This is a genomic window from Pseudomonas sp. MF4836 (assembly GCF_002018875.1).
GTDB lineage: Bacteria > Pseudomonadota > Gammaproteobacteria > Pseudomonadales > Pseudomonadaceae > Aquipseudomonas.
Genome location: NZ_MVOL01000001.1, coordinates 693,199 through 716,515 on the forward strand (window position 1 = coordinate 693,199; position 23,317 = coordinate 716,515).

At 64.8% G+C, this 23,317-nt stretch carries 21 protein-coding genes; 8 read left to right on the plus strand and 13 right to left on the minus strand.

The genetic code is table 11. The features are described from left to right. Nucleotides 1–272: 272 nt before the first annotated feature. From MF4836_RS03055 to MF4836_RS03080, 6 genes are all read right to left on the minus strand, one after another. The gene (locus tag MF4836_RS03055; RefSeq protein WP_078469059.1) at nucleotides 273–1,415 is read right to left on the minus strand and encodes an acyl-CoA dehydrogenase family protein; all 1,143 of its coding nucleotides are present in this window, start codon (nucleotides 1,413–1,415) and stop codon (nucleotides 273–275) included. Between the two features lie 10 nt (nucleotides 1,416–1,425). Continuing rightward, complete coding sequence (locus MF4836_RS03060; RefSeq protein ID WP_078469060.1) at nucleotides 1,426–2,622, minus strand: acyl-CoA dehydrogenase family protein; 1,197 nt, start codon at nucleotides 2,620–2,622, stop codon at nucleotides 1,426–1,428. Between the two features lie 15 nt (nucleotides 2,623–2,637). Then, nucleotides 2,638–4,758 (minus strand): 3-hydroxyacyl-CoA dehydrogenase NAD-binding domain-containing protein, encoded by a 2,121-nt coding sequence (locus MF4836_RS03065; protein WP_078469061.1) that lies wholly within the window; start codon nucleotides 4,756–4,758, stop codon nucleotides 2,638–2,640. A gap of 557 nt (nucleotides 4,759–5,315) precedes the next feature. Next, on the minus strand, nucleotides 5,316–7,769 hold the full coding sequence (locus MF4836_RS03070) for a TonB-dependent siderophore receptor (RefSeq protein WP_078469062.1): 2,454 nt from the start codon (nucleotides 7,767–7,769) through the stop codon (nucleotides 5,316–5,318). A gap of 75 nt (nucleotides 7,770–7,844) precedes the next feature. Beyond that, nucleotides 7,845–8,816 (minus strand): FecR family protein, encoded by a 972-nt coding sequence (locus MF4836_RS03075; RefSeq protein ID WP_078469063.1) that lies wholly within the window; start codon nucleotides 8,814–8,816, stop codon nucleotides 7,845–7,847. 6 nt (nucleotides 8,817–8,822) lie between these two features. After that, a complete protein-coding gene (locus MF4836_RS03080; protein ID WP_078469064.1) occupies nucleotides 8,823–9,344 on the minus strand; it encodes a sigma-70 family RNA polymerase sigma factor in 522 nt (173 codons plus the stop codon). Between the two features lie 336 nt (nucleotides 9,345–9,680). Between MF4836_RS03080 and MF4836_RS03085 the strand changes: the two genes are divergently transcribed. The 3 genes from MF4836_RS03085 (at nucleotide 9,681) to MF4836_RS03095 (ending at nucleotide 13,819) form a co-directional block, all read left to right on the plus strand. Then, entirely contained in the window at nucleotides 9,681–11,021 is a 1,341-nt protein-coding gene (locus tag MF4836_RS03085; protein WP_078469065.1) for an ABC transporter substrate-binding protein, read from the plus strand. Nucleotides 11,022–11,257: 236 nt separating this feature from the next. After that, on the plus strand, nucleotides 11,258–12,421 hold the full coding sequence (locus MF4836_RS03090) for a DUF1624 domain-containing protein (protein WP_078469066.1): 1,164 nt from the start codon (nucleotides 11,258–11,260) through the stop codon (nucleotides 12,419–12,421). 219 nt (nucleotides 12,422–12,640) lie between these two features. After that, nucleotides 12,641–13,819, plus strand: a complete 1,179-nt coding sequence (locus MF4836_RS03095) for a sugar transporter (protein WP_078469067.1) — start codon at nucleotides 12,641–12,643, stop codon at nucleotides 13,817–13,819. 13 nt (nucleotides 13,820–13,832) lie between these two features. On the opposite strand, the gene MF4836_RS03100 is transcribed toward MF4836_RS03095, so the two are convergent. Genes MF4836_RS03100 through MF4836_RS03125 form a run of 6 tightly spaced genes read right to left on the minus strand, consistent with a single transcriptional unit; the run spans nucleotide 13,833 to nucleotide 19,393 of the window. Beyond that, on the minus strand, nucleotides 13,833–14,795 hold the full coding sequence (locus tag MF4836_RS03100) for a fatty acid desaturase family protein (protein WP_078469068.1): 963 nt from the start codon (nucleotides 14,793–14,795) through the stop codon (nucleotides 13,833–13,835). Continuing rightward, a complete protein-coding gene (locus tag MF4836_RS03105; RefSeq protein ID WP_078469069.1) occupies nucleotides 14,782–15,414 on the minus strand; it encodes a phosphatase PAP2 family protein in 633 nt (210 codons plus the stop codon). Before MF4836_RS03105 ends, MF4836_RS03100 begins: the two co-directional genes overlap by 14 nt. 10 nt (nucleotides 15,415–15,424) lie before the next feature. Further along, nucleotides 15,425–16,516 (minus strand): hypothetical protein, encoded by a 1,092-nt coding sequence (locus MF4836_RS03110; RefSeq protein ID WP_078469070.1) that lies wholly within the window; start codon nucleotides 16,514–16,516, stop codon nucleotides 15,425–15,427. Continuing rightward, nucleotides 16,513–17,256: a hypothetical protein gene (locus tag MF4836_RS03115; protein ID WP_078469071.1), complete on the minus strand. Its 744-nt coding sequence runs from the start codon at nucleotides 17,254–17,256 to the stop codon at nucleotides 16,513–16,515. Before MF4836_RS03115 ends, MF4836_RS03110 begins: the two co-directional genes overlap by 4 nt. Further along, entirely contained in the window at nucleotides 17,253–18,278 is a 1,026-nt protein-coding gene (locus MF4836_RS03120) for a hypothetical protein (protein WP_078469072.1), read from the minus strand. Before MF4836_RS03120 ends, MF4836_RS03115 begins: the two co-directional genes overlap by 4 nt. 53 nt (nucleotides 18,279–18,331) lie before the next feature. Further along, complete coding sequence (locus MF4836_RS03125) at nucleotides 18,332–19,393, minus strand: glycosyltransferase (RefSeq protein ID WP_078469073.1); 1,062 nt, start codon at nucleotides 19,391–19,393, stop codon at nucleotides 18,332–18,334. A gap of 165 nt (nucleotides 19,394–19,558) precedes the next feature. Here MF4836_RS03125 and MF4836_RS03130 point away from each other — a divergent pair, with 165 nt between their 5' ends. The 4 genes from MF4836_RS03130 to MF4836_RS03140 all read left to right on the plus strand — a co-directional run bounded on the left by MF4836_RS03130 (nucleotide 19,559) and on the right by MF4836_RS03140 (nucleotide 21,468). Beyond that, a complete protein-coding gene (locus MF4836_RS03130) occupies nucleotides 19,559–20,029 on the plus strand; it encodes an SUKH-3 domain-containing protein (protein WP_078469074.1) in 471 nt (156 codons plus the stop codon). A 49-nt stretch (nucleotides 20,030–20,078) separates the two neighbouring features. Then, on the plus strand, nucleotides 20,079–20,222 hold the full coding sequence (locus tag MF4836_RS35335) for a hypothetical protein (protein ID WP_161955727.1): 144 nt from the start codon (nucleotides 20,079–20,081) through the stop codon (nucleotides 20,220–20,222). Nucleotides 20,223–20,299: 77 nt separating this feature from the next. After that, nucleotides 20,300–20,731 (plus strand): DNA methylase, encoded by a 432-nt coding sequence (locus MF4836_RS03135; RefSeq protein WP_078469075.1) that lies wholly within the window; start codon nucleotides 20,300–20,302, stop codon nucleotides 20,729–20,731. Beyond that, the gene (locus MF4836_RS03140) at nucleotides 20,728–21,468 is read left to right on the plus strand and encodes a DUF72 domain-containing protein (RefSeq protein ID WP_078469076.1); all 741 of its coding nucleotides are present in this window, start codon (nucleotides 20,728–20,730) and stop codon (nucleotides 21,466–21,468) included. The genes MF4836_RS03135 and MF4836_RS03140 overlap by 4 nt, the downstream gene beginning before the upstream one ends. Here MF4836_RS03140 and MF4836_RS03145 read toward each other — a convergent pair. After that, the gene (locus MF4836_RS03145) at nucleotides 21,465–22,349 is read right to left on the minus strand and encodes a LysR family transcriptional regulator (RefSeq protein ID WP_078469151.1); all 885 of its coding nucleotides are present in this window, start codon (nucleotides 22,347–22,349) and stop codon (nucleotides 21,465–21,467) included. The two genes, MF4836_RS03140 and MF4836_RS03145, sit on opposite strands and share 4 nt — an antisense overlap. A gap of 151 nt (nucleotides 22,350–22,500) precedes the next feature. Here MF4836_RS03145 and MF4836_RS03150 point away from each other — a divergent pair, with 151 nt between their 5' ends. Then, a complete protein-coding gene (locus tag MF4836_RS03150) occupies nucleotides 22,501–23,274 on the plus strand; it encodes an SDR family NAD(P)-dependent oxidoreductase (protein WP_078469077.1) in 774 nt (257 codons plus the stop codon). The last annotated feature ends 43 nt before the right edge of the window (nucleotides 23,275–23,317 follow it).

A 23,317-nucleotide genomic window follows, 5' to 3' on the forward strand; every position in this document is an offset into this window, starting at 1 on the left:
GGCAGCAGGCAATGCCAGGCTTCGTCGCGAGCGTAGCAACCCCTGACCCAGCCGAAGGCGAGGGTCATGCAAGCGGGCGCGAAAGACGAGAGGGCTGAGTGGGGGGCTCAACTACGCTTGCCGGGGTATCTCAGCCCTGGATAGCGCAGTTGCGGACCCGCCCGGTGGAGGCTTTCAGCGCAGCGTGAAGTAGCCCGCTGCGCGCCAGTCGAGGAAGGCGGCGACACCTGCGATGGTTGCGGCGGCGCGATGCCGGGTCATCGACATGGAGTTCATGCGGCGAGTTCTTTGCCGAGGGCAATAAAGCGCTGCAAGTGGTGATCTTCATCGCCCAATTGATGGTCGATCATCACCAGGCGCTTGGCGTAATGGGCCAGCGGCAGTTCCCAGGTCATGCCGATGCCGCCGTGCAACTGGATGCTTTCCTCGGCCACCAGGGTACCGATGCGCCCGATGCTGACCTTGGCCGCCGACAGTGCCCGCTCGCGAGTCAGCCGGTCGGCGTCCAGGGCGGCAGCAGCGTTGATCACCGCCGAGCGGGCTTGCTCGATCTCCAGCAGCAGCACTGCCATGCGATGTTGCAGGGCCTGGAAGCTGCCGATCAGGCTGCCGAATTGCTTGCGGGTACGCAGATAATCCAGGGTGGCTTGCTTGGCCACCTCCATCGCCCCCAGCGCTTCTGCGCACAGGGCCAGCACCCCCCGGCCAATGGCACGCTCCAGGGTGGCGTAGCCCTGGTGTTCGGCCCCCAGCAGGGCGTCGGCCGAGAGCTTCACGTTGTCCAACTGCACCTGGGCGACGCGGCCGCCATCGATGGTGGCGCAACCCTGTATCTGCAGACCCGCAGTGTTGCTCGGCACCAGGAACAGGGAGATTCCTGCTTCGTCGTCAATGGCACCCGCGGTGCGTGCCGAGACCAGCAACAGGTCGGCGTGCTCGCCTTGCAGCACCATGGCCTTGCTGCCATTTAGCAGCCAGCCTTGGCCGTCATGCTCGGCGCGGGTGGCGACCCGACTGGTTTCATAGTGAGTGCCAGGTTCTTCATGGGCGAAGGCGGCGAGCAGACTGGCGTCGACAATGCCCTGCAGCAGGGCCTTCTGCTCAGGGGAACCGGCCGTGGCGATGGCGTCGCCGACCAGTATCGCGCTGCCCAGCAACGGCTCGACCAGCAGCCCGCGACCGATGGCTTCGAACACCACGGCAATGTCGAAACCGCCGCCGCCAAAGCCGCCGTGCTCTTCGCTGAGCAGTGCGCCGATCACACCGAGCTCGGCCAGTTGCTGCCAGATCTCGCGGCTGAAGCCGTGGGTTGCCTGGAGAATGTGTTCGCGTTTGTCAAAGCTGTATTGCTCCGCGATAAAGCGGTTCAGGCTGTCGGCGAGCATGCGCCGCTCTTCGCTGTGTTCGAAGTTCATGTGCGTGCCCTCATAGCCCGAGAATCGTTTTCGAAATGATGTTTTTCTGGATTTCGTTGGACCCGCCGAAAATCGACAGCTTGCGGTTATTGAAGTACTGGGCGCTGGCATTGGCGGCAAACGCCGGGCCCAGGTCCAGGGCACTGAAGTCGTCTGCCTCGGCTTCAGGCACCAGGGCCCGGGCACTGGAACCCATGGCCCGGCGCATCAATGAGGTCAGCTCCTGGCGGATTTCCGTGCCGCAAATCTTCAGCATCGAGCTTTCTGCGCCAGGGACGCCGCCTCCGGCCACTGCGGCGATGACCCGCAGGTTGGTGGTCTTCATGTTTTCCAGGTCGATCTCGACCCGTGCCAGTCGCGCGGCGAAGGCCGGGTCTTCGGCCAGTGGCCGGCCGTTGCGGCTCTGCAGGGCGGCCAGGCGCTTGACCCGTTCAAGGGCTGCCATCGACAGGCCGACCCCGGCGATGTTGGTGCGTTCGTAAGTCAGCAGGTATTTGGCACAGGTCCAGCCCTTGTGTTCCTCGCCCACCAGGTTGTCTACCGGCACCCGCACATCGGTGAAAAAAACTTCGTTGATTTCGTGGGCGCCTTCCAGGGTAATGATTGGCCGCACCTCGACCCCAGGCGAGTTCATGTCGATCAGCAGGAAACTGATGCCTTCCTGCTTCTTCGCTTCGCGGTCCGTGCGCACCAGGCAGAAAATCATGTTGGCGTGCTGGCCGAGGGTGGTCCAGGTCTTCTGGCCGTTGACCACATAGTGGTCACCGTCGCGCACGGCGCTGGTTTTCACCGCTGCCAGGTCCGAGCCCGCGCCGGGTTCCGAATAGCCCTGGCACCACCAGTGCGTGCCATCGAGAATGCGCGGCAGCCAGTAGCGTTGCTGCTCCGGGGTGCCGTATTTGATCAGCACCGGGCCGAGCATATTGACGCCGAAGGGCACGATGCGCGGCGTATTGGCCAGGCTGCATTCGTGCTCGAAGATAAACTTCTCGAACGCACTCCACCCCGGGCCACCGTGTTCGACCGGCCAATGATTGGCCAGCCAGCCACGGGCATTGAGGATCGAGTGCCACTGCTCCATGTCGGCCTTGGACAGGTGCCTGCCGTTGGCCACTTTTTCGCTGAGGTCCGCAGGCAACTGTTCGGCGAGAAAGGCCTGTACTTCGCTGCGAAAAGCTTCTTCTTGCTCGGTAAAACGCAAATCCATGTTGGCTTCCCCCGGTTAGTGCGGCTGGTTGAGGCTGTCGAAGCTGGCACCGCGTTCCACCAACTGCACCAGTAACGGTGAGGGCTTCCAGAACTGCGGGTCGGTTTTGGCGAACTCGTGGATATCGGCGAGCACCTGGGGCAGGCCGATCCCGTCGGCGTACTTCATCGGGCCACCCAGGTGCCGGGCGAAGCCGTAGCCATGGATAAAGGTCACATCGACATCCAGGGGGCGCAGGGCGATGCCTTCATGCACCACATTGGCCCCCTCGTTGATCATGGCGGCCATGTAGCGGCGGACGATTTCCGAGTCGCTGAAGCTGCGAGGGGTGATGCCGGCCCGAGCGCGTTCGGCGTCGATGATCGCCAGCACTTCGGGATCGGGCGTGGCGCTGCGCGCGCCGGCGGGGTAGAGGTAATAGCCACGGCCGGTCTTCTGCCCGAACCAGCCGCGTTCGCAGAGGCGGTCGGCAATCTGCACATAACGGGCTTCGGCGGGGCGGGTGGCGGCCTTGCGTTTGCGGGTGGCCCAACCGATGTCGCCTCCGGCCAGGTCTGACACCTGGAACGGGCCCATGGGGTAGCCGAAGTCGCGCAGGGCCTGGTCGATCTGATAGGGCGAGGCGCCCTCTTCCATCATGCAGTCAACTGCCTGGCGATACACCGCGAGGATCCGGTTGCCGATAAAACCATCGCAGACCCCGGCCCGGACCGGAACCTTGTTCAGTTGCCTGGCGAAGGCGAAGGCACTGGCCACCACCTCGGCCGAGGTTTTGGCCGGGACCACGATTTCCAGCAGTTTCATGATGTTGGCGGGAGAGAAGAAGTGCAGCCCGAGCACATCGGCAGGGCGCGAGGTGCTGTCGGCAATGGCATTGATATCCAGGTAGGAGGTGTTGCTGGCGAGGATGGCGCCGGGCTTGCAGACCTGATCCAGCTGGCTGAATACCGCCTGCTTGACGGCGAGGTCTTCGAATACGGCCTCGATCACCAGGTCGGCCTGGGCCAGGCTGGCGTAGTCGAGGCTGGTGTTGAAGCGTGTCAGGGTTGCGACTTTGTCGGTGGCCTTCAGGCGACCCTTGGCGATCAAGGCGTCGTAGACCTGCTCGACATGGGCCTGGCCGCGCGCAAGTGCACCTGGGTCGCGCTCGATCAGGGTTACGTGCAGGCCGGCATCAAGTGCAGCCACGGCAATGCCGGCGCCCATGGTGCCACCGCCGATCACGCCCACCCGTTCGATTCGGCGGGGTGTGGCGTCGCGGGTTTCGGGTGCCTTGAGCACTTCGCGCTCGGCGAAGAAGGCATGCACCAGGCCTTTGTGCTGCGGGCTGGCGAGGCATTGCAGGAACAGCTCGCGCTCCAGGCGCAGGCCGTCATCGAAGGGCTGCTCCAGGGCTGCCTCGACCGCCAGGATAATGTTCAGGGGGGACAGCAGGCCCCGGGCTTTGCTGATGGTTCCAACGCGTGCGGCATCGATTGCGGCGTAGTGGCTGGCCGGCTCGGCCAGGGCCTGGGCGTCCCTCGTGCGGCGGACTCCGGCGTTTGCCGCGAGAAGTTGACGGGTATAGGCCAGACCCTCGGCGAGCACATCGGCGCTGCCGGACAATTGATCGACCAGACCCAGGGCCTGGGCTTCTTCGGCCCCCAGATGACGGCCGCTCAGCATCAGGTCCAGGGCCGGGCCGGCGCCGATCAGGCGTGGTAAGCGCTGGGTACCGCCGGCCCCCGGGAGCAGACCGAGCAAGACCTCGGGCAAGCCGAGCCGCGAGCCGCTGACGGCCAGCCGGTAATGCGCGGCAAGCGCCACCTCCAGCCCACCTCCCAGGGCCACGCCCTGGATCGCTGCCACCACCGGTTTGTGGCAGCTCTCGATGCGGTTGACCACCTCGGGCAATGAAGGCGGCTGGGGCGGCTTGCCGAATTCGCGGATATCGGCGCCCCCGGCGAAGTGGCGACCGGCCCCGACCAGAAGCACGCCTTTCACCTCGGGGTCATTGTCGGCCTGTTCGATCGCGGCCAGCAGTCCGCGTCGTACCTCGACCCCCAGCGCGTTGACGGGAGGGTTGTCGAGGGTCACCACCAGGATATTTCCGTGCAGGACAGACTCCACGGCTGGGCGGGGGGTATCGGGGCTCATCGCAAAAATCTCCAAAGTGGGGGGAGGTTTGAGGTCGTTTGCGTCGACAGCGTGTTGTTCGAGACGCCTGTCCAGCGACAAAAGCTGTTTCGCTGGGCGTTTATTTATTCGAAATTGATCCTGTCATCAATAAATTGTGTGGTCAATATGGAATCTACTTTCGCACAGCGGAATAAGAAATTTCATTTAAGCACTGAAGACTTGTGCTGATTCATGCAGAAACAGCCCTGTGTACAGGGGGCGTGACTGAGGGGCGGGATGCGGGAGGCTGGTGCGGTTTGAAACCTGGCCTGTGGCGAGGGCGCTTGTTCCTGTTCGGCCGTGGGTGGGCGCAGGGGCTGCTATCGCGATCTATCTGTTACACCGCGAATGCTCGGGTTAGGGGCGCTGCGCACCCCAGCGGGAGCAAGCTCCCTCGCCACGCTGTGGGGGCTGTATTCGAGGTGCTTTGAGGGCAGGGGAGCTTTCTGTGGCGAGGGAGCTTGCTTCCGCTCGGCCGCGTGGCGGCCGCCGCGATCTGTCTCTCAGACCGCAACGGCCGCTTTTGCAGGCGCCGCTTACCAGCGATAGGTGATGGAGCTGACCAGTTGCCGCTCGTCGCCATAGCGGCAGATGGCGGCTTCGCAGTAGGTGTAGCGTTTGTTGGTGACGTTGTTGGCGTTGACCGCGACTTCCCAGTTGGGGTCGATTTCGTAGCTGGCCCGGGCGTCGAACAGGGTGTAGGCCGGCATTTGCGACGGCACTGCCGAGGCCTGGGTGGTGCCTTTGTAGCGGGCGCCGCCGCCGATCCTGGCCTTGGGCAGTCCCAGTTCGGCCAGGCGGTAGTCGGCCCAGAGTGCGGCCTGGTGGTAGGGCGTGTCTTCGCTGCGCTGGCCGACTTGGCCGACGACGTTGCTCTTGGTGATGCGCGCGTCGATATAGGCGTAGGAGCCGATCAGGCTCAGGTTGGGAGTGGCCTCGGTCTTGGCTTCCAGTTCCAGGCCCCGGGAGCGCATTTCGCCGGTCTGGACAAAGTAGGTGGAGGTGGTGTCGGTGGGGTCCGGGGTCAGCACGTTTTTCTGCACCAGTTCGTACACCGCCGCGCTCAGCAGGGTGGCGCTGCCTTCGGGCTGGTAGCGAATACCGATTTCATACTGCTTGCCTTCGGTGGGTACGAAGGCCTGGTTCTGCTTGTTCAGGCCCGCCACCGGGAAGAACGACTCGCTGTAGCTCAGATAGGGCGCCAGGCCGTTGTCGGCCTTGTACACGAGGCCGGCGCGCCAGGTGGTGGACTCATCACTCTGGCTGGTCTTGGCCGAGGTGCGAAACAGCTCGGTGCTCTGGTCGGCCCAGTAATGGCGTCCGCCCAGCAGCGCAATCCAGTGTTCGTCGAATTTGATCTGGTCCTGGAAATAGATGCCTTTTTGCAGGGTGTCGACCTGGGAGCCCCGGTCCTGGGCCAGGGATTTATTGACCACCACCGGCTGCCCGTAGTTGTAGGTGCTCAGGTTCAGGGCCGGCGCATTGCCCCGGAAGTTGTGCGAGTCGTAGCTGGTGTCGTAACCGTCGAAACCCACCAGGAAGGTGTGGTCCCATTGGCCGAACTGCCATTTGCTTTCGACGCTGGTGTCGCTGGCCAGGCCCCGGGAGCGCTCTTCACGGTCGCTGTATTGGCGGCTCAATATGCCGGTGCGTAGCGAATTGTCGAGAGTGGTCTTGGTGGCATTCACTTGCAGGTAACGCCAGGTCACGTCCGATTGGTAGTAGCGCAACTTGTGGCTGATGCGGGTGTGCTCGTCGAAGCGGTGCTCGAATTCATACCCCAGGGCGGACATCTCGCCGTTCATTTCGTCGTAGTCCGGCTCGCCGATAAAGTCATGGCGACCGATCTGGTAGCGGTTGTCACCCACACCCTTGACCAACTGATAAGGCAGCGGCGCGGAGAAGCGGGTTTCGGTCTTCTGGTAGAACGACAGCAGGGTCAGCGAGGTGTCATCGTCCGGACGCCAGGTCAGGGCCGGGGCGACGTAGATCTTGTCGTTGCCGATGTGGTCGCTGCTGGTGTCGCTCTTGCGATCGAGCAGGGTCAGGCGATAGCTGAGGGTCTCGCTGTCGCCCAGGGGGCCGGTGAAGTCGGCGGACAGTTGCTTGCGGTTGTTCTGCCCGGCCTGCACGTTGACTTCATGGTAGGGCGTCTGGCTCGGGCGCTTGCTGACGGTGTTGATCAGGCCGCCGGGTGACAGTTGGCCGTAGAGCACAGAGGCCGCGCCGCGGATCACTTCGGCGCGTTCCAGGCCGTAGGGCTCCTGCACCCCGTCATAGGAGTTGTTCTGCAGGCGCAGGCCATCGCGCAGGGAGCCGCCAGTGGCCGACTCGACATCGAAACCACGGATGCGGAAACGGTCCGAGGTGCGGTTGAAACTGGTTGGCTGGCTGGTAAAGCCCGGCGTCATGTCCAGGCTCTGGGACAGGGTTTCCGATTGCCGGTCGCGGATCTCGTCGCTGGTCACCACCGACAGTGATTGCGGGGTTTCAATGATCGGGGTGTCGGTCTTGGTGGCGCTCATGTTGCGTTTGGCGACATAGCCTTTGATGTGGCCGGTGGTGCTTTCTTCGCTGTTCAGCCCGGTAATGGCGGTGGGGGCCAGCTCCAGGCTGCCGGTGGTGACGGCGGGGATCAGCACGAAGCCGTTGTCGCTTTGCCGGGCCTGGTAGCCGCTGCCCTGGAGAATCCGCGCAAAGCCCTGGTTGATTTCAAACTCGCCCTGCAGGCCCGGGCTGTTGAGGCCGGCGACGGTTTTGGCGTCGAACATCAGCGCAACTCGCGATTGCTGGGCAAACAGGTTCAGCGCCGGGCCCAGGGGGCCGGCGGGAATGTCATAGCGCTGTTGAGCCTGGGCCTGGGCTGCGAGGGGCATGCACAGCCCAAGCCCCAGCAGGGTGCAAGTCGCCAGATTGACGGCCAGGACCAGGGGAGCGAAGGGCACGCGGGGACGCTGGATGTGGGGCATTGGGGTGCAATCTGACGGCATGGAAGAAGTTCCTGTCATGGGGTTCTTTCTTCCTTGACGCGGCAGGTAAAAAAAGCGGAACCCTGCCTGCAGAAATTAGTGCGGGTGTGCCTCCAGGCGCTCAACCCTGAACCACCAGGGGCCGTACGAATGGACCCGGACCGGGAAGGCATCGGCAATCAATTGCAGGGCGCGGCGCGGGTCGTCTAGCGGCAACACTGCCGATACCCGCAGGTCGGCCAGTTGCTCACGGTCGAACTGCACATGGCCGCCATACTGCCGGGCCAGTTCATCAAGCACTTGCGGCAATGGCCGGTCCTGGACCACCCATTGATGGGCCTGCCAGGCGTCGTTGAACAACGCGCTGTCGACGCTCCCCAGCAGCTCGACCTGCTCCGAGGTGATGCGCGCCTGTTGCCCGCCCTGAACCTGGGTCTCGACGCTGCTGTGGGCGCCCTTGGCTGCCACTTTGGATTCCAGCATGGTCAGTAGGGTGCCCGGCGCTTCGCGTTTCACCGTGAAGCGGGTGCCCAGTGCCTGCATGCGTCCATCGTCGGTGACCACGGTGAATGGCCGGGCGGGGTCGTGGGCGACCTGCACCAGGATTTCCCCGCGCAACAATTCGACCTCGCGCTGCTGGCCGTTGAAGGTGATGTCCACTGCGCTGTTGCCGCCCAGGACCAACTGCGAGCCATCCTCCAGGCGCAGGCTGTGCCATTCGCCCGGCGCCGTGCGCTGGTCGGCCAGCAGGTAGCTCGGTGGGTAGCTGCGCAGCATCAGGGCCAGGGGCAGGGCGAGCAGCACCCCGAGCATGGCTGTGGCGCCCAGGTGGCGCCGACGATTGACCAGGGCTGCATCGAGGGCCGCCTGGACCGGCGCCTGCTGCGCGCTCAGGGCTTGCAGGTGGCCGACAAAACCTTGCAGGCGCGCCAAGCTGGCAGCATGGCGCGGGTCCTGGGTTTTCCAGTGCTCGAACGCCTGTTGCTCGTGGGCGTCGAGTTCGCCTTCACCGAGGCGGATCACCCAGTTGGCCGCTTGCTCTTCAATCGTCGGTTTCGGCTGGCCCATCAGCGGTTACACATCCAATGCATGGTGGCAATGCACCAGGGCATTCATCAGATGCTTGCGTACCATGCGCTCGGAAATCTGCAGGCGGCTGGCAATCTCGGCCTGGCGCAAGCCTTCGAGAAAGTGCATCAGGAACACTTGCCGCGCCTTCAGGCCAAGGCCATCGAGGACGAAGGCAATCTGCTCCAGGGCTTCGAGGGTGACCAGGATCTGCTCCGGCGACTGTTGGCAGCCTTCGAGCAGGTCAATGGTCAGCGCCAGTTCCCGCAGGTAGGCGTCTTCGATTTTGCGCCGGCGGGCACGGTCGATAATCAGGTGCCGCGCGGTGGTGGTGAGGAACGCCCGCGGCTCGCGCATGCCACCCAGGGCCTCGCGCGAAGAAAGGATGCGGACAAAGGTGTCATGGGACAGGTCGGCGGCATTCTGTGGGCAGCCGAGCTTTTTTCGCAGCCAGCCCAATAGCCAACCGTGGTGCTCGGTGTAGAGCACATTGACGGCATGTTGCATGGGCAGTTCGGCGGTCGACATGGAGGTGCATCTGCGGATAAGAACTATTCGCGATGTTAGCGGGCCCGCAGTCCCGAACGCAAGCGCCAGAAGTGCCGGTGCTGGCGATTTGCCTCAAGGCGCGTCGACGGCACCCGATTGAGTGAATGGCCCAGTATCCGGGCACTGTTCGCCAAGCAACAGCCGATCAATAGACTGTCATCCCGCGTACAGCGCCGACCTCCATATGTCGGGTTTAAGTCATTGATTTTGCGTGATTATATTGTTGGCATGGATTGTGGTTCAGGTCAGGCGCAACCGATGACTCGACCCGGCCACGGGAGGGCGACCCCTTACCCTTGATAAGAAGCCACCCCCATGCGCAAAACCTTGCATCGCACCCTGGCTGCCAGCCTCCTGGCCCTCGGTCTCTTTACCGGCTTGGCGCCGGCTGGCGCCCAGGCCGCCGATAACCAGCAGTTCATTCCCCTGGCCACTTACCGGGTCGGCGCCTATGCCTCCAGCGGGATTCCGTGGTGGGCCGGGGAGATCGACTATTTCCGCTACATCAACGAGGTCGAGGGCGGAGTCAACGGGGTCAAGCTGGTCTGGCAGGAGTGCGAGACCGAGTGGAACACCGACCGGGTCATCGAATGTTATGAGCGCTACAAGAAAGGTCTGGACGGTGCGCCGACGGCGTTTTTCTTCACCCACAGCACGCCGGCCTCCTACGCCTTGATGGACCGCGCGGCAGTCGACCATATCCCGCTGATCGACGGGGCCGGCGGCCGCACCGAGTCCACCGACGGCAGCGTATTCCCCTATGCCTTCCCGCTGCTGCTGAACTACTACGGCCAGGCGTCGGTGGGCATCAATTACATCGCCCAGCGCGAGGGCGGGTTCGACAAGCTCAAGGGCAAGAAGATCGTCACCGTCTACCACGATTCGGCCTACGGCCGCGAAACCCAGGCGCCGATGCAACTGCTGGCGCAGAAGTACGGTTTCGAGAATATCCAGATACCGGTGGCGGATCCGGGCAGCGAGCAATCGACCCAATGGCGCCAGGTGCGGCAGATCAACCCGGACTGGGTGTTTTTGCGCACCTGGGGCGTGTCGACTCCTGTAGGAATCAAGACCGCAGTGCGTTTTGGCATCCCGGTGGACCACATCATCGGTGACGTCTGGGCCGGTTCCGAGGCCGATGTGATTCCCGCCGGCACGGCCGCCAAGGGCTACCAGGCGCTGGCGCCGTTTCCGGGGGGCGATGGTTTCGAGATTCATCAGCGGCTCAAGCAACACCTCCTCGATGCCGGCAAGAGCAACCTCAAAGACCCGAGCTACTTCGGCAAGGTCTACTACAACATCGGCCTGATCAACGCCGCGATTGCGGTGGAAGCGCTGCGCACCGGCCAGGCCAAGTTTGGCCAGCGTCCACTGAACGGCGAGGAAACCCGCTGGGCGTTCGAGCACCTGGACATCGACGCCGCACGCCTCAAGGCCATGGGGTTCGAAGGGCTGCTGGCACCGTTGAAACTGTCCTGCGCCGACCACGAAGGCGGCGGCTCCGCCCGGGTGCAACAGTGGGACGGGCAGAAGTGGGTGCTGGTCAGCGACTGGCTGCAAGCGGACCGCGCCACCCTGCGTCCGCTGATCGAGGCCAAGTCTGCGGCCTATGCCAAGGAGAAGGGCATTACGCCGCGTGACTGCTCGGCGGAATAAACCGGTACTCGGCTGCGTATAGGGGCCAACCCTGGGTTAGTGGAGTTGGCCCGGGCATGAAGGAGGGCGCTGTGCACGGCTGCGCCAACCCGGCGCAACGGGAGCAGGCTGCCTCATTTCAGGGATTTTCCACGAGGATGTTTTCGCGAATAAGCACAATGTTATAAGATAACCATGAATCCGGTTCTGCGCTGCGTCCAAGGCAGAACCTTCACCCCCTGCGTTGCGAAAACTCCATGCCTGAAACTGTTGTTCGTCCTACCGTTGCCGGTCGCCTGCTCTCCATCGATGCGTTGCGGGGGCTGGTGATTGTGTTCATGTTGCTGGACCACGTGCGTGAAACCTTTTTCCTGCATCGCCAGGTCACGGATCCCATGGATGTCGCTGGCACCGAGCCGGCCTTGTTCTTCAGCCGGACCCTGGCCCATTTGTGCGCCCCGGTGTTTGTCCTGCTGACCGGCTTGTCGGCCTATCTGTTTGGCGAGAAGTACGCCGGCAAGGCTGACGTTTGTGCCTTCCTGTTCAAGCGCGGGCTGTTCCTGGTGCTGCTGGAAATGACCCTGGTGAACTTCGCCTGGACCTTCCAGGTGCCGCCGACGGTGATCTACCTGCAGGTGATCTGGGCCATCGGCCTGAGCATGCTTGCGTTGTCGGCCATGGTCTGGCTGCCACGGCCGCTGCTGTTGCTGCTGAGCCTGGCGATCATCGCCGGGCACAACCTGCTGGACGGCCTGCACTTTACGCCGGATTCGGCCTTGCACCTGCCGTGGGCGGTGTTGCATGACCGCGGCTGGATCGAGTTTTCCGAAACCCTGCGTCTGCGCACCTCCTACCCGGTGCTGCCGTGGATCGGCGTGATCGGCCTGGGTTACGCCCTCGGACCCTGGTTCGGCAGGGCGGCGGATGCTGCGCTGCGCCAGCGCAGCCTGCTGATGGCGGGGCTGGCCGGGCTGGTGGGGTTTGGGGCGCTGCGCCTGCTCAATGGTTATGGCGAAAAGCCGTGGGCGGTGGGGGAGACCTGGTTGCAGACCCTGATGAGTTTTTTCAACATCACCAAGTACCCGCCGTCGCTGCTGTTTATCAGCCTGACCCTGAGCCTCGGCCTGTTGCTGCTGTTGTGGCTTGAGCGCCGCCAGGGCAGTCGCTGGCTCCTGCCGCTGACGGTGTTCGGTTCGGCGCCGATGTTTTTCTACCTGCTGCACCTGTATGTGCTGAAGGTCCTGTACCTGGTGGCCGTGGCCTGTTTCGGCCTGAATCAGGGCCGCTACTTCGGCTTCGATTCGGTGTGGGCGGTATGGCTTGTGGCGGGGTTGCTGGCCCTGGCCTTGTACCCGCCGGTGCGCTGGTTTTCGGCGCTCAAGGCGCGGCGTCGGGACATTGCCTGGCTCAAGTATTTTTAAGCCTCGGGCGGACCTCGTCCGAATCTATTGAAGGTCAATGTCAATGCCGGGCCGCAGGCGGCCGTCTTGAAAATCCGTTCGATGAGTGCAAACAGGCATCGCACAAGCCTATAGAATGCATCCCCTGCGGGTGCCGTTCGCCAGGATGCGCCGCCTTGCCCGCAGCCTTGGGTCCAGCCTGGACCTGTTTGATCATCGATTGAGTACTACGACCTTTACATGAGCAATTCTGCGGCTACACCTCAGGCTACTTGGCAGCCGGTCATCGCTCTGGCGCTGGCGGCCTTTGTATTCAATACCACCGAGTTCGTGCCGGTGGGGCTGTTGAGTTCGATCGGCAGCAGCTTCGACCTGTCCACCGCACGGGTCGGGCTGATGCTGACGATTTATGCCTGGGTGGTGTCCCTGACGTCACTGCCGGTGATGCTGCTGACGCGCAACGTCGAGCGCCGCAAGCTGTTGCTGGTGCTGTTCGGGATGTTTATCGCCAGCCATATTGTGTCCAGCCTCGCCACCAGCTTCGGCATGTTGCTGGTCAGCCGGATCGGCGTGGCGCTGTCCCATGCCCTGTTCTGGTCCATTACCGCCTCCCTGGCCGTGCGCCTGGCGCCGGAGGGCAAGCAGGTGCAGGCCTTGGGGCTGCTGGCCACTGGCACGTCCCTGGCCATGGTGCTGGGCATTCCCCTGGGCCGGCTGCTGGGCGAGGCCATGGGCTGGCGCACCACCTTTCTGGTGATCGCCGGGTTTGCCGCGCTGCTGGTGTTGTGGCTGACCCGGGCCTTGCCGCTGTTGCCGAGCCAGAACTCGGGCTCCCTGCGCAGCCTGCCGCTGCTGTTCAAGCGCCCGGCGCTGGTGGCCGTGTATGTGCTGACGGCGCTGGTGGTGACCGCGCAGTTCACCGCCTACAGCTACATCGAACCCTTCGTGCAGGAAGTGGCCGGCCTCAGCGGTGAGGTGGTGACCCTGATCCTGCTGCTGTTCGGCGGTGCCGGGATCCTGGGGTCGCTGTGCTTCAGCTGGTTTCACCGCTACGGCCCGCAGCGCTTCCTGATGACCGCCGTGACCTTGCTCACCCTGTGCCTGCTGCTGTTGTGGCCGGCCAGCGCCGGGGTCGAGTACCTGGGGATCCTCAGTGTGGTTTGGGGTATGGCGATCATGGGGTTTGGCCTGGCCCTGCAATCCAAGGTGCTGGTGCTGGCGCCGGATGCCACCGATGTGGCGATGGCGATGTTTTCCGGCATCTACAACATCGGCATTGGCGGCGGCGCACTGCTGGGCAGTTGGGTCGGCGGTCAGCTCGGTTTCGCCTACATAGGGCTGGGCGGTGGATCTCTGGCGGCCCTGGCCCTGCTGTTTTACGGGGTGGCCATGCACCGCCTCGCTCGTTCGGCGGGCTGATTTGCCCGGGGCGTCAGGCCGGCGATTTCGCTGCCGGATAGCTGACGTCCCGCAAGACCCCGATGTAGCCGTTATAGAGATTGCGGCTCGGCACCAACTGTTGCGCGACCAATTGCCGATGCACCCGCTGCAGGTGGTAGAAGGGCAGCCGCACATAGAGGTGGTGCTCGATGTGGTAGTGGATGCCATGGGGGCCGAAGATAAAGGTCTGCCAGTTCGGCCGTACAATACTGCGCGCGTTCTGGCTCTGATCGTCGCAGGCGGGCAGGCCGGCATGTTCCATAATCGCCCGCACCCGGCCCATCAGCGGCAGCAGGGTAATGGCTGGCAGCAACCACAAGCCCAGGTAGAGCCAGGGGTGTCCCGCCCAGGCCAGCAGGCCGAACAACAGCCCATTGCCGAGCAGCATGGAACAGACTTCCGAGAGCACTTGCCGCGGAGACTTGTCGACCTTGGGCATGATCGCGCGGTAGTCGCCCCGGGCGAACTTGAAGGCGCTGATGACGTAACCCACCCCGCATAGATCCGCCAGCAGCCGCGTCGCCAGCTTGCCCCGTGGCAGTGGGTAGTCCCCCAGGCCAAACACCGCGACCACCGGGTCGTCATGCTGCATGGGGTCGAGGTGATGCTTGAGGTGCCCGGCGCGGTAGGTCTGCATCGAAATAAACAGCGGGCCGGCGGCGCACCATTGGCCGAGCAGGTCGTTGAGCTTCTGCCGCGGCAACAGCACGCCATGGGCGCTCTCATGCATGATCACCGCCAGCGCCAACTGGCTGCGGGCGATGAGCAGCGCCGCCAGCAGGTAGGTCACAGGGTGCGGCCAGAGGATGGCGCCGGCGAAGGCCGCAGCGATCAGGCCCCAGTCGGCCAGCAGCGCCAACAGGCTGATCCAGGGCTTGAGCGCAAACAGCTCGGCGGCCGGGGCAAAGGCATTAAGCGCCGGGTTGTTGCCGGCACGGGAGTTAGACGGGGACACGGGCGTTGCTTCCTTGTCGTTGGGTGGCCAGGGCACAGGCCAGGGCCAGCAGCACACCGCCGGCGACATCGACCAGCGTGTGTTGCTTGAGGGTCAGGGTTGACAGGCAGATCAGCAGCCCGACGCCTGCGGTGAGCCAGCGCCGGGGGTGATCCCAGAGCGCCCGGCAGGCGAGGCCGGTCACTGCCACGTGCAGGCTGGGGCAGCCATTGGACGCCAGGTCCAGCTGCCACATCCGGCTCAGGCGCTGTTGCAGAAAAGCATTGTCGAGTGCGCCGATATCGGGCCGTGGCACGAACTCGGGGAACAGCCAGAAGCACAGCAGGGCGACCACGAACGCCAGCCCGGTGGCGCTGCGCAAGCGCCTGAAGCCGTCGGCGCTGGTGCAGGCCGCCGCCAGCACCACAAACGGGAAAAACAGCACATACAGCCACCACGAATGAGGGATGAACGGGATCAGCTCATCCAGCGGCGTGACCCAGTTGTAGCGCGGGGTAATGCTGTGCTCCAGGGCAATGAAAACCCCCAGGCCCAGCAGCAGGCCGAGCAACGCCAGCAGCGCCTGGCGATAGTCCGGGACCGGGTGCGGCAAGGGGCGCTGGGGGGAGGGCTGGCGCATTGCAGAGGACTCAGAGGCTGAGCAGGCGGCTGACCCAGGCGTCGATCCGCGCCTGGGCGCGCTCCGGGCCTGCCGCGCTTGCCGGGCTCGGCGCCGCGGCGGCCAGTTGCGTCGCTGCCTGAGTCACCTGGCGCTGGAAGTCGGCCCCATCGCCGCGCCAGGTCACCACTCGGTGCAGCACCTGCAACTGGGCGGCGCGGGCCGCATTGGTGGCTTGTTCGGGCTGGTCGCTGAGGACCAGGATGATCGGCCGCTGGTAGACCAGGGCAATCGACAGTGCGGCCATGCCCGGTGCCGACACCATCAATTGCGCCTGCGCCGCACGGCTGGCCCAGTCCGGGTCCACCGCCAGCCAGCCGTCGCGCCCGGCATAACCCTCACCTACCCGGTGCGCATCGAGGCCCGCAGCCGCCAGGCCCGCGCTCAAGGCGTCGGCCAGGGCCGGCTCGCTGAAATGCGGGTTGAGGTACACCGCCGCACCGTCGCAGGGTTCGGCGGGCAATGGGTTGGCCAGGGCCACCGGGGTCGGCAGGCAATACAGGGCCGGGGCCTGGGTGTCGTCGATGTCGTAGGCGAAGTCATGTTCGATCGAGGCACGCGCCGCGTCGATCTGGCGCCCGACAATCCAGCCGAACAGGCGCCCGAACTGGCGTGGCCACATGCCCTCGAAATTGTTGATCAGGGCGACCTTGAGGCTCGCCCCGTACACATGCACCACCTTGCGCCGCCAGCCGGGCAGCATGCCCATGTACAGCAGCGCCGGGTGGAAGGAGTCGTTGATCACCAGGTCTGCGTGCTGCAGCCGCCGACGCAGGCGGCCGATATCGCGCAGCATGCGGGCGGGGCGGAACAGATAATGGGCGACATTGCGGTTGGTGGCCTTGCGCAGCATGTTCTGCTCGCTGTCGAACTGCACCGCGTAGTGCTCGGACAGGATCTCGGACTCGACGCCAAAGCGCTGCAGGAAGCGCTGCCCTTGTTCAGAGGTGGTCAGTACATCGACCTGGGCCCCGGCCTGGCGCAGGGCATGCACCAGCAGTTGCGCGCGCATCAGGTGGCCGCGGGCGTCGGCAGTCGCCAGGTACAGAATGCGTGAACTCATCGGGCATGGCCGCCTGTGCTGCGCAAGCCGCCAAACACCCAGCCGGCGATGTACATCGCCAGCGCGCCGGTCACGCCAAAACGGGCGTCGACGGCACGAATCTCTTTCAGCAAGCGCGCCAGATGCGGCAGCTCCCGGGGCGCGACGATGCGGCGCAGGGTGTTCTCGCACAGGCGCACATGGCCTTTTTCATCGGCGAGCACCCGAGACAACAGCGGGTACAGGCCGTGTTCGGCACCAATCACCCCACAGTGACGGCCCAGCACGCGCTCGGCCATCTGCTCGGCGCAGAGCCCGGTGGCATAGGCGGGCACCAGCAGGCCGTGTTCGAAATGCCCGGCGTACTCATGGGCCAGACGTTGCCAGCGCTGGATCTTGCGCCGGCTGAGCCAGTCCGGTTCGAGGCGTGTGGCGCCGTCGTCGCCGACCGCGCGCAAGGCCTCGGTGAACAGCGTCACGTGCCGGCGTTCATCGGCCAGGTGCTGTTCGACCTGGCGTTCGAGCCAGGGCGGCGATTGCGGCATCAATTCGTCGAGCAGCGCGCGTTCCGTGGCGTCTTCGCCGGCCAGGTACATGCGCAGCAGCAGGCGCTCGCCACGAGGGCTGCGGTGCAGGCGCGACAGGGCTGCGCGCTTGATGCGGTCCACCAGACGCGCTTGCAGCGCGCCCAGACCCTCGGGGCTGGGCGTGGCCAGGCAACTGAAGTCAGCGGCGTCGGCGCTGTGTTCGAGCACATTCATTGGGCGGGCTGCGGCGCGCCGCCGCTGGCCACCGAAGTCACAACCTGTGGGCTGCGGTGCCACGCCAGGATCAGGCCGATAAAGCTGTCGCGCATAAAGGCAGCACCTGAGGCGGCTGCCTCGGGAAAGCTTTCTTCAACACCGTTGTAACGCAGGTAACCCTTGCCGTTGATGGCGCCCAGTTCCAGGGTGTCGCGCTTGTTGAACCCGCGCTGGCGCACGTCCTTGAGCAGCGGGCTGTCTTCCAGGCCGAACACGAACAGTTGGCGCTGCACCACCCAGTCCGGGATCTGGCCGCTCAGGGCCTGCAACTTGAGGTTCCAGGTGCCGCTCGCCAGCAGTGGGTTCAATTCGGCGCTGTTCGGTTGGTCAGAGGTAAAGCTGGCGCGCATCAGAGACTTGGAGACGCGACCGACGCCGAGGGCGATGGTGATGTCATCGGCGGCCGGGTTCTTGGCGTCGCTGGGGCGTACGGCGACGAAGTAACTGGCGACACGAGCGGCCAGCGACGGCTGGGCCAGGACCTTGCGGGCCTGCTCGGCAGTGAACAGTACGCGTTCGCTGCTGCCCTCGCGGACGCTGATCTGGTACGGATCGAGTTCGATCGCGCTGAACTTGCCGCGCACCGGGGAGTGCACGTAGGTGTCGGACTTCCACACCTGGCCCGTGCGCCGCAGCAGCACATGCAGGCTCAGGGGCACGCGCTGGCCATCGGCGGCCAGGCCGCTGCCGTGCAGCAGCACATCGCCGATCACGGTCTTGCTGTCGTGCTTGGCGTCGGCGGCAATCACGATGGCGTGGGTCTGGGCGTCGACGCTGGCGCGGGCGTCGGCCACGTCCAGGGCGATGCGGTTGCAAGTGTTGTCAACGCTGCTGGCGGTGGCGCAGCCGGTACCGGAAGCGAAGTGGAACACCCCGCGCCCGCTGAACTCGGAGGGCGCGGCCTGGGCCTGGCCGCTCAGTGTCAGCAGTGCCAGGCACGCCAGGGAATAGCCGAGTGACGCAATCGAATGGGGTTTCATGCTGACTTCCTGTGGGCACTTGATGGGCGGCGACAAAGGGGGAGGGATGGGGATCAATCCAGGTTGCGGTGATAAGACAGCGCTTCACTGTGACGGGCACTGGCGCGACCCACCGAGACGCCGCAGCCACGGATCACCGCGCCGGCAGTGTCCAGCAGCGACATGCCGATCACGACGGCCATCGCCGCCAGGCGCCGTACGCCGTGCACGGGCGGCAGGTCCTGGTGATTCAGCGCTCGCAGGCTGTAGCCCAGGCGCCCGGCCATCACGCACAAGGGGCCGATCGGCCCGCTGCGTCCCAGCCATTGCAGCCAGCTCGGCATATAGGCGCGTACCAGGTAGGGGGTGAGGTCGACGCTGTCGCCGCCCCGTAGCCAGCGCAGCTTGATCACTTCGCCCTGGCTGTCGGGCAGGCGGTGTTCGGTGTGCGCCCGCGGCGCATAAGCCACCGCCACGCCTGCGGCCTGCATGCGCAAGCCCATGACCTGGCAGTGGGCGCGGTACACGCCATCGAGGGGCTCGTAGCGGTGCTGCTCGAAAGTGTCACAGCGAAAGGCCACGTTGTTGGCGTAGAAATTACGCGTGGCGCCGCTGCGCAGCGGGCTGGGGAAGTACATGAAGTCGATGGAGGTCAGTGCGCTGCCGGTGATGCTCGGCGCGTAACTGGTGCGCCCGGCCACCGCGACCGGTGCGTCGGGCTCGGTGAAGGGCAGAAGCAATTGTTGCAGCCAGTCGACGCAGGGCAGGCAATCGGCATCGGCGAACACCACGTACTGGCAGCGCGCCTGGTCGACACCGTCGAAGCCGACATTCTTCGCGTCGTAGTAGCCGGTGCGGGCATCGATCTCGACGAAGTCCAGGGGCCGTCCGGCCAGGACGCACAGCGCCTGGCGCGCCTGCGGGTCGAGGCCGTCGTGGGTGATGACCCACTGCGCCAGGGACAAGGGAGAGACACTCTGCTGGGCAAACCGGGCGAGCAGGCGCTTGAGGCTGTTCAGGGCCTCCACGGCATCTTTGCCACCGCGTAGGTTGTTGGTTTCCAGGACCAGCGCGGTCGTGGCGGCGATGTCGGCCAGGCGTTGCTGCATGCCGTCGCCGTGGGGCGGCGTCGACATCCCGGCTGTCGTTTCTTGGCTATCCATTTCGGGCGTATCTCTGAAAAAAGCGGGGCTGCCGGCCGGCCTGATATGCAGTCGTTCCAGCAACTCGGGGTGTCGCGGGCGCAATCACAGCATTATCCTTGAAAATATTCAAACACTGACTGTGACCGGACATTGCCCATGCCCCCGCCGATCGACCTTCCCGAGACCCTTCGCCCCTTGTTCGTGGCCGCGGGCTGGCCGGCCACCCACACTGAACCGCTGCCGGATTTCGTTCCGCCCTGGCACCCGGCCACAGCCCTGCTCCAACAGCTCGCCGGCCTGCAGGTGGGCACCTGTGACACAGGCGAAGAGTGCGCCACCAGCGATGTCGTCTTTGGCACCTTCGAGCACCTGCATGGGGACGAAGACTTTCTGGCCTGGCAACAACGCCTGGGCAGCACCCTGGTCAGCATCGCCGAAGTCCATCACGGCCACGGCGCGCTGTTGATGGACGAACAGGGCCGCTGCTACGTCTTGAGCATCATTCATGACGGGTTCTGGCTACAGGGCCGGACCTTTGCCCAGGCCGTTGAAACCCTGGTGTTCGGGCGCAAGGCCGGTGCGCAGGTGGCGCTGGCCACGCCCGGCGCCGTGCCCGCCATCCCTTGAACCCTGAGCACTAAGAGGCGACGGCCCATGGCACGGTGCAGGCCGTGGCATGGGCGTGCCGTTCCTGATGGCCGAGTCGGAGATGTTCGCCAGCGTGCCCATGGCGGTCGGCCGGAGGGTTTATCACGACCCGGCCAACCGCTGGCTGGAGGCCTTCATTCGCTTGCCGGGGGATTTTGCGCCCCTGGAGTGAAGGCCGCATTCCGGTGGAACCCCGGTGCGCGCGGCGGGTTCTGACCTAGTACCTGCCAGAACAAAAGGGATGCACCTATGGGCCGCGCGATCAGTGCCAGTGACCTGGGTATCGACTTGCAGCCGGGGGCTGAACCGGCGTTGTTCTGCTGGTTGATCGCCAGCTTCCTGATGGGCAAGCGCATCCAGGCCGATATCGCAGCCCGGGCCTACCGGGTGATCGTGCAGCAGCATGGGCGCGATACCCCGCGCAAACTGGCCGCGTGCAGCCATCGCGAGCTGGTGCGGATGCTCGGCGAGGCGCATTACGTGCGCTATGACGAAAGCACCGCGCAGCGCCTGTCGAGTCTGTGTCAGGCGTTGCTCGATGAGTATTCGGGCCAGGTCGGCGAGATCCGGGCCGCCAGCCTCGACCGCAAGGCCTTCGAGCAGCGGCTGCTGGCGTTTGCCGGGGTCGGACCGAAGACCGTCGAGATCTTTATGCGCGATGCCGCTGCGGTGCTCTTTTGAACGCCCCGATCGCCAGGCCGGCGCTGGCAATCGGCTGCGCCGGTTGGAGCCTGCCCCGTGAGCATTGGCCGCGCTTTCCCACCCAGGGCAGCCAGTTGCAGCGCTATGCCACGCAGCTTTCTGCGGTGGAGATCAACAGCTCGTTCTACCGCCCCCATCGTCCGCAAACCTACCTGCGCTGGGGGCAGTCAGTGACGCCGGGGTTTGCCTTCTCGGTCAAGCTGGCGAAGCAGATAACCCATGTGCAGCGCTTGCAGGCCTGTGACGGGCTGCTCGACGAATTCCTCGGCCAGTGCCTGCAATTGGGGGCCGCCATGGGCTGCCTGCTGGTGCAATTGCCGCCATCCCTGAGTTACGACGAGGCCACGGCCCGAGGGTTTTTCGAGGCCTTGCGCCAGCGCTATGCCGGGCCGGTGGCGCTGGAACCGCGCCATGCCAGCTGGCTTCACGCCCAGGCCTTGCTGGTTGAATTGCAGATCGCCCAGGTCGCGGCCGACCCGTCGCCGATTGCCGGCGGTGATCAGCCCCGGGGCTGGTCGGGCCTGCAGTATTGGCGCTGGCATGGCTCGCCGCGGATCTATCACAGTGCCTACTCCCACAGCCGCTTGCAGGCACTGGCGGATGAGGTGCGGCGCGCACGTGCGGCGCAGATCCCGACCTGGTGCATCTTCGACAACACGGCCAGCGGCCATGCCGTCGAGGATGCCTTGACCCTGCAACAGCTGTTGCAGGCCTAGGCAGTGAACAGCAACTCCTGCAGCAGGCTGAACACCGTGGTCTTGACTGCGCTGTCGAGGTCGACCCAGGCCAGGCCGGTGGTGGCGCGGTAGCTGCCCAGGTCCAGGGGTCTGGCAATGACATTGGCCGGCAGCGCACGCCCGGCGTTGGCTGGCAGCAGGCCGACCCCAAGCCCGGCCGACACCAGGGCCAGCATGGTGGTGAATTCGCCCAGCTCCGAGGCGATTTGCAACTGCGCGCCCTGGCGCTCCAGCGCCTGCAGCAGCCCATCGTAAAACCCTGGCGCGTAACGCCGGGCCAGGATCAGCAGCGGTAGCTGCACCAGGTCCGTGGGATGCAGGCTGCTGCTGGAGGCCAGGGGATGGTCACCGGGCAGAGCGACGATAAAACTTTCCTGCAGCACCTCACGGGTCTGGATCCCGGGGATGATCGCTGGCAAGCGCATCAGGCCGAAATCCAGTTGGGCATTTTTCAGCGCCGTGGCCTGGTCCGGGCCGGGCATGTCCTTGAGCTCCAGTTCGATCCGCGGGAAGCGCTCATGCAGAGTCCGGATCAGGTCAGGCAGCAGTTGGGGCAGCACCGAGGAAATAAACCCCAGGCGCACCCGGCCGATTTCCCCCCGCCCGGAGGCCCGGGCCACGTCGGCGGCATGGGCGGCCTGGTGCAGGGTGGCGCGCGCCTCGGGCAGGAAGATCGTCCCGACCTGAGTCAGCGCCACCGAGTGTCGGTTGCGCTCGAACAGACGCACCCCCAGCTCTTCCTCCAGCAGCTTGATCTGCATGCTCAGTGCCGGCTGCACGATGGACAGGCGCTGGGCCGCGCGACCGAAGTGCAGCTCCTGGGCCAGGGTCACGAAGGCGCGCAAATGTTTGATTTCCACGGGGTGGCTCCGGGGCTGGATAGGGTCTGGGGTGGTGATCATAAATTTTGATGACCAGATCAGCAATGACGATTGGACGTTGCCTGTGCCCTGGGGTGAACTGGCGCCCAAGGCCTGCAGCACAATAAACGGCCGCTTTACGGAGAACAGCATGTCATTCAGCACCAGCAGCTTCCTGCTTGAAGGCCGCACGGCCCTGATCACCGGTTCCGGCAAGGGCATCGGCCTGGAGCTGGCCCGGGGCCTGGGCGCCGCCGGCGCCAGGGTGGTGATCAACGATCGTAATAGAGACAAGGCTGAGTCTATTGCCAGTCTGTTGCGCGACGAAGGGCTTGAGGTCGAGATCGCGGTATTCGATGTCACCGACCGCGCGCAGTTGTTCGAGGCCATCGACGCTTTCGAGGCGCAGTACGGGGCCATCGATATCCTGGTCAACAACGCCGGGATCCAGCGCCGCGCGCCGCTGGAGGATTTCGCTGCCAATGACTGGCACGAGCTGATGCGGGTCAATCTCGACGGCGTGTTCCATGTCTCCCAGGCGGTGGCGCGGCATATGATCGGTCGCGGTCGCGGCAAGATCATCAATATCTGCTCCGTGCAAAGCGAACTGGCGCGCCCGACCATCGCCCCCTACGCCGCGTCCAAGGGCGCGGTGAAGATGCTGACCAAAGGCATGTGCGCCGAATGGGCACGCCACGGGATCCAGGCCAATGGCCTGGCGCCGGGCTACTTCGCGACCCAGATGAACCAGGCGCTGGTGGACAACCAGGCGTTTTCCCAATGGCTGTGCCAGCGCACGCCGTCCGGGCGCTGGGGGCGGGTCGAGGAGCTGTGCGGCACCGCGGTGTTCCTGGCCTCCGCGGCGTCCGACTTCATCAACGGACAAACCATTTTTGTCGACGGCGGCCTGACCAGCGTCGTGTGAAACCGAACTGCGTACCTGAAAAAAACAACAACAGGGGACACCC